8 protein-coding genes and 2 pseudogenes are annotated in these 11670 nt (G+C 57.4%); 5 read left to right on the top strand and 5 right to left on the bottom strand.

Annotation, left to right across the window (positions count from 1 at the left end; all coding sequences use genetic code 11):
• Window positions 1-185 (top strand): annotated as a pseudogene (locus tag C7G41_RS38140) (ABC transporter substrate-binding protein); the annotation flags it as partial.
• A gap of 153 nt (window positions 186-338) precedes the next feature.
• Here C7G41_RS38140 and C7G41_RS36365 read toward each other — a convergent pair.
• The 3 genes and pseudogenes from C7G41_RS36365 to C7G41_RS38950 all read right to left on the bottom strand — a co-directional run bounded on the left by C7G41_RS36365 (window position 339) and on the right by C7G41_RS38950 (window position 4059).
• On the bottom strand, window positions 339-3098 hold the full coding sequence (locus tag C7G41_RS36365) for an AMP-binding protein (protein ID WP_106947015.1): 2760 nt from the start codon (window positions 3096-3098) through the stop codon (window positions 339-341).
• Between the two features lie 136 nt (window positions 3099-3234).
• Window positions 3235-3629 (bottom strand): annotated as a pseudogene (locus C7G41_RS38955) (transposase).
• A gap of 67 nt (window positions 3630-3696) precedes the next feature.
• Window positions 3697-4059, bottom strand: a complete 363-nt coding sequence (locus tag C7G41_RS38950; protein WP_306768096.1) for a transposase — start codon at window positions 4057-4059, stop codon at window positions 3697-3699.
• A gap of 500 nt (window positions 4060-4559) precedes the next feature.
• Here C7G41_RS38950 and C7G41_RS36355 point away from each other — a divergent pair, with 500 nt between their 5' ends.
• From C7G41_RS36355 to C7G41_RS37565, 3 genes are all read left to right on the top strand, one after another.
• On the top strand, window positions 4560-5372 hold the full coding sequence (locus C7G41_RS36355) for a FecR domain-containing protein (RefSeq protein ID WP_245446902.1): 813 nt from the start codon (window positions 4560-4562) through the stop codon (window positions 5370-5372).
• 340 nt (window positions 5373-5712) lie between these two features.
• Entirely contained in the window at window positions 5713-6258 is a 546-nt protein-coding gene (locus tag C7G41_RS36350; protein ID WP_106947013.1) for an NUDIX hydrolase, read from the top strand.
• Between the two features lie 246 nt (window positions 6259-6504).
• Window positions 6505-6678 carry a hypothetical protein gene (locus C7G41_RS37565; protein ID WP_158268090.1) on the top strand — a complete coding sequence of 58 codons (174 nt, stop codon included), beginning with the start codon at window positions 6505-6507 and terminating at the stop codon, window positions 6676-6678.
• Between the two features lie 67 nt (window positions 6679-6745).
• Here the strand turns inward: C7G41_RS37565 and C7G41_RS36345 are convergent, their stop codons facing one another.
• Entirely contained in the window at window positions 6746-7144 is a 399-nt protein-coding gene (locus C7G41_RS36345; protein ID WP_106947012.1) for a hypothetical protein, read from the bottom strand.
• A 954-nt stretch (window positions 7145-8098) separates the two neighbouring features.
• On the opposite strand from C7G41_RS36345, the gene C7G41_RS39135 reads away from it, so the two are divergent.
• On the top strand, window positions 8099-8152 hold the full coding sequence (locus C7G41_RS39135; protein ID WP_373681181.1) for a hypothetical protein: 54 nt from the start codon (window positions 8099-8101) through the stop codon (window positions 8150-8152).
• Between the two features lie 1239 nt (window positions 8153-9391).
• Here the strand turns inward: C7G41_RS39135 and C7G41_RS36330 are convergent.
• Window positions 9392-11670 (bottom strand): VCBS domain-containing protein (locus tag C7G41_RS36330; RefSeq protein WP_199198792.1); only part of this gene is annotated, 2279 nt, incomplete at its 5' end.

The following is an 11670-nucleotide window of genomic DNA, read 5'->3' as shown; positions in this document are numbered from 1 at the left end:
ACTTCCCGACGCTTTGGTACGACACCGCCACTTTTGTCGACAAGATTTTGAGGGGAGAAAAGGCCGGCGACATTCCGATCCAAGAACCGAAATTTTACTTCTGCCTGAATCTCAGGACGGCTACCTTGTTGGGTGTTGAGATATCTTCAGCAACGCGTCTGCTTGCCGACGAGACCATCGAGTAGGCGCGCGTGATGTCCGCTTGAAATCCAACAGCGGCGCGAAACCGAAAGTTGTCGGAACGAGAAGAGCCAAACCCGGACTCTTGCGCTGCGTCGTGGGCACGAAGTGCTTGCAATCGACGGGATCCCGAAAGACGACCCACTTTTTCAGCTCGCTTAGCAGATCGCCGACGTTCGGTAGGTTGCGATAAGAGCTCTTTCGATGAGCGGCTGATTGATTGCCAAATGTGGTTCAACGATGAGGTCCAGGTGTTCTCCACTGACTGGAATGACCTCCACTCGCTTCACCAGTCGATCCCAGCCCATGCGCGGAGCGACGTGGGGACGTCTGCAGGAGAAAAGCGTGCCGGTGATTGGCAGTTGCTCATGGGCTTGACGGACCCAATCCCGAAACGCGCGCATACGCAAAACTTCCTCTGCCTCCAGCGTGAGCATGAAGTGGGTAGCTGGAGCGAACTTCCATTGCCTGAACTCGAGCACGCGCCTGAGCAGTTGCTCTCGACCCAAGCGCACAAGGATCTTGGTACAGGAACGGCAGAGCATCCTGTAGACGGTAACCTGGTGAGTCCGGACGCGGTGAAGCGTCCGGCTGACTGTTTCCGCGTAGCCGGTAGATTCATTTCCCACATTGGTGTCCAGTATGCCGAAAAATCTTACTTTTCTACCCTCGGCTATGAGTCGACGCCCGAGCTCGAAAGCAACTGCACCTCCCAGCGAATAGCTCAAAAGCCTTACGTCGCCACTGGGCTGGACGCGGCAGATCTGCTCCATGGCTGCAGCCGCCATGTCTGCGACTTCTGATTGCCCGGATAACAGCGCATTTAGAGCCGGATATCGGATGGTGGTGACTTGGGCCACGTCGTCCAAAGTGGCCCCGAAAGCGATCAAGCTGGGACCGAACCCGATTGAACCCGGCACCAGAAACAACGGCGGCTTGCTCGATTGGTCACAATCCAGATCCGTATCCTCGCCAAGTGCGCGGGCCACCGCGGCAGCCATACCGGCTATATCCGCATCCAACGCAAATGCTCTGAGGTCAAGTTGCCTGCCAATTCGGGTTTCCAATTCCATGACAAGCTGGAGAAGCTGCAGAGAATTTCCTCCCGCTTCATCCCACGAACCTACCGCGCTCCGCGTACCAAGTACCTGCTTCCATCCCTGCTCGACTGCCGAGTACGCATAACGGAGTTCATCTGGTGCCTGTCGTGCGGGCGAGCTGAGACGGGTTCCGGCGAAAGCCTCATCGTTGGCACGCAGGGCGACGACATCGATTTTGCCGCCCACAAGTCGGGGGATGCTCGCAATTTCATGTATTCGCTTGGGGTGAAGCGATCCCGGAACAGTCCTGCGGATGGCTTCCCAGATTGCACCTGGGAATGCGATTCGGGAGTTGGGTTCAAGAACGACAAAGATCACCAATTCGCTCGCAACAGTGGCGACGGCGACCACGTCTGCCACGTGTGGAATCCGACGAACCGCAACTTCGAGCTCCGCGGGTTCGAGGCGTCTTCCGTTGACTTTGATCTGCCGGTCTTTACGACCGACAATGTGCATGACGTCTCGATCATCGAACATGACGAGATCGCCTGTAGCGTGTATCCGACGGTTCGGGTCGGTGGGATCAATGCGGGATGGAATCAGTACTCCCTTCTCCCATCGCCCGAGCGTTACGAAGGGGCTAGATATGATGAGCTCGCCGGATTTGCCTTGTGCAACGGAAGATCCATCGTCGCCAACCACGGCAAACCAAATCCCCGGCAACAGGCATCCCGCCGGAGCCGCTATGACATCCTCGGCGAATTGTGCCGGAGGGAAGCACTGGGAGCCTGTCGTCTCCGTCGAAGAGTAGCCGATCTGAACGTAAGCGCTCGGCATCGCCTGACGAAAAAACTCGATGTCCGCCGTTAAGACCTTCTCGCCGCCAATTCTTAGGATTCGCACTGACTGAAAATCATCGTGATGTCCGGCAGAGATCATGGCGCGGAGCAGCGTGGGAACGGAATAAATGACCGTAGCGCACTGGGAGCCAATTGCCTGCCGCGTCCCATGAAGGCCAAGTGACTCAATGTCCACTATGTAGAGCCTCGCACCGATCAATAGTGACGTCAGCATTTCCCTGCAGCCGGCAATCGTGGCGGGCCCGCTCAGCGGGAAGAACACATCTTCGTGCGTCAGATGAGCCGCGTTCACATACTGCAATACGCGCTGGAGGAGGCTGCGTTGGCTGTTCACGATCCCTTTCGGACGTCCAGTGCTTCCCGACGTGTATAGGATGAGAGCCGGCTCATCGACGGCGTGCGAAGGGGAAGCGACGGAGCCGCCATTTTCATCGTCGGTCAAACTTGTGATATCGATCCAGCGCATCCCCGCAAGGTTTGCGAAACTCCGCGGAGCGTCCTGCTCGCAGCCGATCACGACAGTTAGTCTTGCGTCGGTCGAAATTTCGACGTTTCGGCTAGCTGGGTCACGGCAGTTAAGGGGAAGGCAAGGTCGCTCTGCCGCCATGCAGGCGATCATCGCAACAGGCTGCCATATGCAGTTCGGCATCATCAGCCCCACTGCTTGTCCGGGAGGGACGAGCGCAGAGAGTAGATTGGCCAAGTTGACCGCGACGGAATGAAGCCGCGCAAATGTCAGTTGGTTCGTTCCGTCATCAACGCAGATTTTGTGAGGAAAGCGGTCAACGACGCGGCCCAGATGTTCGATCGCCGGACCGCTAGAAAATTCGAGGGGCAGCACTTCGAAAGGATTGGTTGGGCCGCCATCATCCAGCGGCCGCTCCCGCACTGTTTTCCACTCAACGCCGTCGACAACTGCTCCGCCCGATCGAGGGGCAAAACGGATCATCCCGGTACCATGCTCTTTCGATGCGCTTAAGGGCCCAAGGGCATGGGACGTTGCGTTGACCGGTGCCATGCGTCACTCCCTGTCAAGTCTCCATGATATCGCATATAATTGAGAAAGACCGCACAAACACCATTCGTTTGCATGATGAGCTGCACGACTCGCGTCGACGACCTTGGATAATCAATGGACCAACCGTTGGGGGCGATTACTTCGGTCCGCCCTGCTGGGGCGGGAAGGTCATGTAGGCGAGCACGTCGGTCTCGGCCTCGTCGAGGAAGCAGGCCAACTTCGGCAGCTTTGGCCGGAGCTGGTCGGCGACCTTGCGCCAATAGGCTCGCGCGGCCTCGGCATCGTCCTGTGCGAATGCTGTGGCAATGAAGGCGGGAACGACACGCCGTCCGCTCTTGCCGGCATGCGCAAGCGCGTTGCGCATGAAGTGGACACGGCACCGTTGACAGCGAGCTTGCGCAGGAACGCCATCCAAAACGTCTGGGCCTCGGACGGCCCGATGTCCTTGCCGCGAACCTCGCGCCGGCCGTCGCTATAGACGCAGACTGCGACGATCACCGGGACCGACACGATGCGGCCATTCTGGCGCACCTTCGCGTAGGTGGCATCGATCCACAGATACCGCCAGTCGCCCTCGATCGGGGGCGAGAAATACCGGTCATGCCCATCGCCTGCACCCAGATCGTCCACAGAGCGGGTCGCTCCCCAGCATATAGGCCTCCTGCACTAGGGCCGTGAGCACCTTCTCGGCCATCCGGCGGGGCTCCAAAAAGCCCGGGTAGGAGCCCTTGCGCAGCTTGGGGATGCGCAATTCGCCAGCACCGGTCTCCCAGATCCGGTCGCGGTAACCGTTGCGCTGGGCCAGGCGCTCGGAGCTCTTCTCGCCATAGGCCGCCCCGGTCTGGCGTTCGACTTCCAGCTCCATCAGGCGCGGGGCGGCACAGCCGATCATCTCGCGCCGCGGATCGGCATCAGGGGTCTTCTCCATGAGCGTGCGCAGGTTCATCATGTGGTCGGTCATCTGTGGTTCCTCGGTTGCGTTGGCGTGCTGCAACCCGATCCTGCCGAAGAACTCACGTTGGCTACCGCAAGGCCGCCCGCCCTTACGGCTATGGGGGGGGCGCGTCCGGGCGGCTTTGCTCTGCCGAGCTACACCACCACCGGGGCCACGACCGGGGACACGACCGGGTGCGCAGAACGGGACTGCACTCGTTTTGAACAGGATTCTGCGGCGCACCGACCGATGATTCCCGTTTTACCCCCGCTTATGCAACTAAAAGGTGTTTTTTACGACCTTAACCCTGTTTGGCGCGACGTTTGTTATCCCAACCCGTCTTTGTGCTAAGCGCTTTTTTTGCTATATAGGAGCCAGCCTGCCGCTTGTGGGCGAGATCGCGGTTGACCCTCGCCTATTCTCGTCACGCGACAGGCAGCGAGCTGTCAGAATTTTATTGCAAAATTTGAGCAACACTTATGCCTCGAAACTTTTTTTATACCGGCTTTTGGGCTACGTGCCTGCTCTTGGGCGCGTCGACGCTGCACGCACTGGCGGCGTCCCCCGACCAGATCGGTCTCGCCCTCACCGTCAAAAACGAAGTATCGCAAGTCGAGCCAAAGGTTTCCAAGATCCTGCAAGGTGACGACATCTTTCGTGATGAGGTCGTGCAGACCTTGGCTGACAGCGGTGCCAAGTTCGTTCTGAAGGACAGCACTAATCTGGTCTTAGGGCCGAGCTCCAAGCTCAAGCTGGATCGCGCTGTGTTCACCGACGAAAAGTCGATCGGAGATATCGCCGTTAAACTCAGCTTGGGCACATTTCGTTTCATCACCGGCCACTCAGCAAAAGAGGCCTATGCCATCACAACGCCGATCGCGACGATGGGCGTTCGCGGCACAACACTCGACTTTCTGATCGAGCCAGCGCAGAACACGGTCGTGCTAAAGGATGGACGATCCCAAGTTTGCGCGGGGGGCAAATGTGTCCAGCTCGTAAACGTTGGCGATACGGCAATCATCAAGGCTTACGGCGCACAGATCAATATTGAGGTGCAGCCTTCGTCGAGTTGGTCCTTTGACTCAGCTTGCAATGGCATGTGCAGCCCAGTGAGTTTCGCAGAAGCCGAAAGTTCACTTACGACCGGCAGTATTGGAGCGGGCGTCGGCGGCGGCGGTGGCACGTCAGGCGGCGGCGGCGCAACAGGATCAGGCATCGTTACCGGTGGCTCAAATGCCGGTACTGCAGCTAACGCAGTACCCGGGAGCGGGAACAGGTCGGGTTCTCCGCTCACCGTTGGCTTCGGATCGGCAAGCTTCTCGCTCGTCTCAGAGCATTAGAGTCCTTCAAAGCGGTTCGGCCTGCCCGACGACTCGTCGCGTGGAATTGTGTTACCTGGCAGCCGTGAACTGCTGGGTATGTCCCTCTTCAATGCCCAAATTCGAGCTATCCAGGTTGAGGCAAGCTCGGCCTCGAACACTATGATGTCATGGTGATCATGTGCTGCGCTGCGGTTCCATGCCTCACCGCCGGTGGGCGCTGGCTGCAAGCTAGGTACTGAGCTGCTTGCGTTCGGGGCCCTCGCAACGTGCTCTCAACAGACGATGTTTTCGATTGGCTTCGTGCGTCGACCGTGTGAAACGCTCGTGAGTGGAGCAGCTAGCTGTAAGGAACCTGGCGATGCATGATTCTTGGCCAAAAATCATTCAGCGCGTCCAAACCAAGATCTCACCTTGGATCGAGCTAATTGCGCGCGAAGTGCAGTTTGCCGACGGCTCCGCCACAGACACTTACTATGCGATTGCCCAGCCTGAATATTTGGCTGCTGTCGCGACGACCCCTGAGGGCCGCATTCTCCTCGTGCGCCAATATAGGCCGGCGATAGAGCGATACTCCCTGGAATTTCCTGCGGGATTACTGGATCAGGGCGAAAGGCCAGAAGATGCAATCAGACGAGAACTGCTGGAGGAGACCGGGTACCGAACGACAGCGATCACGTTTCTTGGAAGAGGTCCTACCTGCAGCAGCAGGATTAGCAACCTCAGTCACTCGTTCTTCATAGAAGCCGGCCAGCGAGTAGACGACTTTGTGGAGGAGCCTGGGATAGAAGTTGTTGCAGTCACGCCTGCGGAGCTGCGAGACCTCGTTCTGTCCGGCGATTTTTCGGAGCAGACCCACCTGGGCGCGCTTTCGCTGGCGCTCCTTCGCGGCTGCATTAGGCTGTGACGATGATTGTTCACGAGGCATAAGCCTCTCACGTCGACCGGCGGACCGCTTCCGATCCGGCTCTACCGTTGCAGCGCCGCTGGTTCTTGTAGAGCCGCCCGTCTGGCCGCGTTCACAAATGGCATCCAGCAGTACTTCGGCTTGGAGGTCTGCGAACCCCTAAGCGCGGACACGCCGCTCGCCCGAGTTTCTGAACGTTCTCACAGACAAATCGCGCAAGCAAACCTCCCATCAGGAGCAGATCGTATGCTCACCATCGACTTCTACGACAAGCCGGGCAACCCCGAATTCAACATTCATTATCCTGCTCAAACGAGCCTCAAGGGGCTAGACAGAGTCGTGGGTTTCCGTACGAGAAAAATTGCCGCTATGACCGACGCCGCCTGCAGAAACTTCAGACCGCCTGCTGAGGCCACCTAATTGTGGAGGCGCGCCTAACCAGGCTAGCTGAGGGTCGAGCCGCGATGATGCCCACCACGGCGATCGATCAATGCAGTTCGCCGACCACAGTTGGTGGCGTGAGTGCCGAGACGGTAATCTCCACCGTAGAAGCGCCCTCCTCGCGGCGGTTCTTCCCAAAGACCACCAGCGTGAATTTTTCTGTTCCGGTGAAAGCAGGGCTAGCAAAATAGCGAAAACCCGGGCCGACCAATTTCAATTGACCATTTACCGGCTGTTCGGCCACGGCAACGCCGTAGATTTGCATCGTTGACCAGCGCAGACCTTGAATGCAGTCCGAGCCCGGGGCAATGGTCATGGACCATTCAATTGTATCGCCGGTAAGCTGGTAAGCTTTCTGGTCCTTAAGGCAGTTCGGCGTCGCCGCGGCCGGCCCGGCAAGAAGCGCGATAGCTAGAGAAGCGGCAGCGCATTTGGCTCGCGACATGGTTTAACCTCTTTGACTTGCGCTGTTTAGAACCTCGGGATGAAGTTTGTGTGAGCGCCAGCGGTTGCTGCCGACGATAGAGTTACGATTCCGTTTCTCCACTGCGAGAAGCCGTTTTACGGCTGCACGAATTCAACCTCATTTGGAGCTGCCATGCCTTAAGGCGACTGGCAGGACGGACGCAGCATTAATCCCAACATGCTTCGGCCGGACGTTAGATCTCCTCCCGATCAGCCGGAATAGCTCGTAGATCAAAGGTGCGCTTGCACATTTTGGCTTGCTTTTTCAAAAGGATTTATACTAATTTTACGAAATATTATTTCTGATATTTGGCATTCTGCTTGTTAACCGGCTGCACTGGCATGCGATCGGTTTGGCCGGCGAGCTAGCGATTTGAGAGTTTTTCATGCTTGCGTTCAGAAATGACCTCCAGCTGCAGCGATTGTGCACAGCCCGCTCAAGCCTCGGCTTAACACGCTCGGCCGCATGGCCCTCCTACCTCGCGGGTGGACCGCAATGCTGGGGTTGGCTCGAGACAAAACGACCTCTTCTCAACGGATCGACCTTCCTGAGCCGATCCTCAGCACTGCGCGATCGGCGCAGCGACAAGGTTTCGAAGCTGCGAGAAGCAAGCGCGAGCGCCCGAAGGATACGCTGGAGAACGTCTGTTACGTGCGAAAGCGTGCGGTGTGACACTTGGGCTGCGCCAAACAGCCTTTCCTTCATCCCATCGGTGAGAACTCGAACAGTCGCCTAGAGCGTCCAGATCAGGTGACCCATGAAATGGTTTCAAAGGAAGTTGATGAAACCGTGCCCGGATCTCGAGCCGAGCGGAGACATCTCTAGAGCCAAAATGGTGCGCGAGCTTTGCTCAGCCGAGGGCGAGTTGGTTCGGCGGACAAATGATTTTCCCCAACGGGGATCGAATGAGCATCGCCAAATCGCCCTCAGCCGATATCGGGCCGCAAAGGAGCGCGCGCTACTTCTCGCATTTTGCATGGACGATGACCTCATGCATGATGCCGCTTTACGTGAGATCCTGACGCTCTGCGTGATTGCTGAGGACATAAGCGCGGCGAATAACATTTTCGGAAAATTCCGGTCAAAACTCATCATGGACATGGTTATTGCCGAGCATCCCAATCTCGTCGCCGCATCCCGCGTGGCGGCCACCGCCACGGATGCGAGAACAATGGAGTTGCGCCCCCTCGTTCGACTCCTCTGTAACAACAAAGCTCGCGTCACCAATGCCTCTCGTGCCAGCCAGCTCACGCAGTTCAGGTTTCGGAATTCCTAGTCAACTGTGCTGGTTAGTGCGTGCGACCCGTGCGAGACATCGAACTGGAGGACGCGGTGCAGCTCGACGCTGAGTAGCAATGGTGAATCGCGTTTTCAGCTAGACGCCGGGCCGCGCGCAACCATTCGAACCTTGTCAGCAGACCTGCGCCTTTCCACTGCATACAATCGGTGGGATTTGTCTAAAAACCGGGGCTAAATACCCCTGTCAGGTTAGGCCATTGAACAGATCCAAGACCGAGTAGGAACGATTTCGTGATTCTAAATTCACTCGCGAAGAGCTGAGACGGCTTGGAAAGCGTGGCGGCTCGTTGCTGAGATCGACGGAGTTTCTCGGATCGAGCTAGCGGGAGCTCGCGGACCGCATCAGTCCGACACCCTATAGATATCTCCCAGCTGGAGAGCGGAATCGCACGCATCGAGCCGCATCAGTACTATGAATGGGCCCATGCTCTGAAAATCCCACTGCGCCACCTTGTCGCGTCGTATTGCGGCACGTTGATCCCATTCGCCCACTATCTGTTCGTTTTCGGCCGAACAGCTGACAAGCTTGCCGATCAGTCTCATGGAAACAACGAGCTGAAGTTCCTCGAGAGGTAAGCGATGGTTTTTGCGGTCCCCCTCCCGACGTCCTGGCATCGTCTGCTCTGGTCGGCACCTGTAAGCCTAACGACGTCCAACCGCTCAACCGCTCGCCGGTCCCGTCATGACCAGGCCGGCTGCTGTCCTGGCACTCAAGCCCTCAAAGCCGGAGCTGAAAGACGCTTACGCCGGACACAAGAGCGCGATCATCGATCTCGGGCTCTTGAACTCGCAGTGGCGTAACCGCAAATGGCCGCGAGACGTCGATTGCGCCCCTCGCCAAGACTTTCAGGCAAGCGAAGTGTCGCTCGGTGTGCGTCAGCCTGGAGCAATCGTCAGATCTTGCTGACAAGTTGCCCGTTTACCCGTTTAAGGATGCCAAGGGGGGGCAAAATGGGTTGAGTCTAGTCCCACGACGGTTATTGGATGGCCAGGAGACTCGAAAATGAGAAGCTCCCCTCCGATCCATGCGGAATGGTGGTGCTCGGACACTTCGAGCACCTCATTATTAGGCAACGAATTGCTGGTGACCACTTGACCGGGCACGACGCCACCCGCCGAATCTCCTGCTCCATTTTTCACAGCTTTATTGGCCGATAGCGGGAGAGAGCCGACAAGAGAGAGATCAAGTAAACTGGAGGCAGACACTTGGTCGTGCCCCCCTATTGCGACTACGGCGCTGGGCAACGGAACAGTGTCTTTAGCAAATGTATTTGTAAGCCAGGGGCTACTCGTGTGCTCCTCGAGGGAGAATTTGGTAACCGTAGAGAGGCTTCCATCGACTGCATGCATGTCGCTGCTTGCGATGGTGAGCTTTCCGCCATTGCCCGGCAAATGAGCGTCGGTCCCCTGGCCCCCGCTATTGATCGAAGGCAGGGTGGGCGCGTCTGTGGTCAGGTTAGGTAACGAATGCGCTGCGGCGCCGGCGTGCGGGAATGGCGGATCAATAACCATCGTTCCGCCGTGACCATCGTCCTCTAGTATGAAGTTCGCGGTCGTGAAGTCGCCATCTCCGAACGTAATGCTATCCACCACCTTGGTGACGCCATTGACGGTTTCGTAGATCGTAAGGACCCCGCCGCTGTCCGCTCCTAGGCTGTCGAAGTAAGTCCAGGAGGTGCCCGCATCGAAAACTATTCCCTGCAGGTCAATCAGATCTGAAGTTTGTGGATCGGTGCCCGTGAAGCCGAAAATGGTACCCGTATAACTTGTTGGCTTGCTCAGGACGAGCATACCCGAAATGCCATTATTGTTGGCGAACAGGATACTATCGAAACTCGAGTCTGGAAGCACCAAGGTGGTGCCGCTATCGATTACCAGAGGATCAATGAACTGCGTTCCTCCCATGCCATCGCTTGAAAAAGTGAAGCTGTGTCCGGAGTAATTACCCTCCAGCTTGATAGCTGCGCTTGTGAGCCCCTCGCTTATGGTAATCATAGTTTCCGTCGAACCAATGACCAGGCTGATTTTCTCGGCGCCTATGGTGGCATTGGGATTGCTGCTGCTAAGCACCGTTTTCGTTGTGCTCGAGTAAGCAAAGCCTCGCAGATCTATGACATCAGTTCCCGCGAAACCTGAGATCGACGCCTGAAACTCTGCTGGATCGTCCAGGATCAACTTCCCCGTCGAACCTGCGCCGATAGCAAAAACCACGCTTAGAGAGGCCGCGACTGACCCGCCCAATTCCATAGTGGTATTGTTGCTGAGCTCAAGAACGCCGGTCCCAGAGATATTGGCGTTTAACAACAAGGCGTGGCTCGATGACGCTGCGATCAGCCCGTTATCAACAATATTGGCAAGAGCTCCGTCATCTCCGGTGACCTTACCGAAACCTTGCAGCGTGCCTTCAACATAAATGGAGGGCTCCTCCAGCGTGTCTCCGTTGATTTTGAAGGTCCTACCCGAAGCGATTGTCAATCCATCGTTGGTCCCGTTGATGGTGACTGTGATGACCTGGGCAGTCCCATCCACAGTAGTGACCGAAAATGTATCGATTAAGGTCTCGCCGGCTTTAAGCGCCTGTATCGTGGGATTGCTATTGTTGAGCGTATAGGTCCACAACCCCTCCGCCGACATGGTGAAGGTGCCGTAGCCGCAGGTGCTTGCTGTCGCGGTGGAGACCGCGGTGAAGCTGTTAGCGAGATTGTCGATATCGGCGTCGGTCAGCCTGCCCGAGGCATTCGGCGTACCCGGAGTGCCGCTGCCGGCCTCCACCACGGTCCCAGTCGTGGTCCCGGAGATGACGGCGGCGTCGTTAGCCCCATTGATGGTGACGGTGATGATCCTAGCCGTGCCGTCGACGGTGGCGACTGTGAATCTATCGGTCAGGCTCTGACCGATATTGAGCGCCTGGACAGTGGCGTTGTTGTTGTTGAGTTGATAAGTCCACACCCCACCTGCTGTCATCGTGAACGTGCCGTAGCCGTTGGCACTGGGGATTGGGATCATGACTTTTGTGAAGGTGTTGTTAGGGTCGTCAACGTCGACGTCGGTCAGTGTGCCGGACGCGGTCGGAGTTCCGGCAATGCCGTTATTTACGCCGCCGGCCTCAACAACTGCCCCGCTCGCCGTCCCGCTGATGCTGGCCGCATCGTTGGTGCCGGTGATGGTGATGACGATGTCCTGGCTGGCGCTGTGGTCCGCCGAGG

Origin of the sequence: Bradyrhizobium sp. MOS002, from assembly GCF_003020115.1 — a bacterium.
Taxonomy (GTDB): Bacteria; Pseudomonadota; Alphaproteobacteria; order Rhizobiales; family Xanthobacteraceae; genus Bradyrhizobium.
Note: the sequence above shows the minus strand (reverse complement) of the source record. Positions and strands in the feature narration are given on the sequence as shown.

What these genes read in the sequence shown, in the direction of transcription:
- C7G41_RS36365 (WP_106947015.1), bottom strand. Translation starts at nt 3,098, where the DNA reads ATGGCACCGGTCAACGCAACGTCCCATGCCCTTGGGCCCTTAAGCGCA.
- C7G41_RS38950 (WP_306768096.1), bottom strand. Translation starts at nt 4,059, where the DNA reads ATGACCGACCACATGATGAACCTGCGCACGCTCATGGAGAAGACCCCT.
- C7G41_RS36350 (WP_106947013.1), top strand. Translation starts at nt 5,713, where the DNA reads ATGCATGATTCTTGGCCAAAAATCATTCAGCGCGTCCAAACCAAGATC.
- C7G41_RS37565 (WP_158268090.1), top strand. Translation starts at nt 6,505, where the DNA reads ATGCTCACCATCGACTTCTACGACAAGCCGGGCAACCCCGAATTCAAC.
- C7G41_RS36345 (WP_106947012.1), bottom strand. Translation starts at nt 7,144, where the DNA reads ATGTCGCGAGCCAAATGCGCTGCCGCTTCTCTAGCTATCGCGCTTCTT.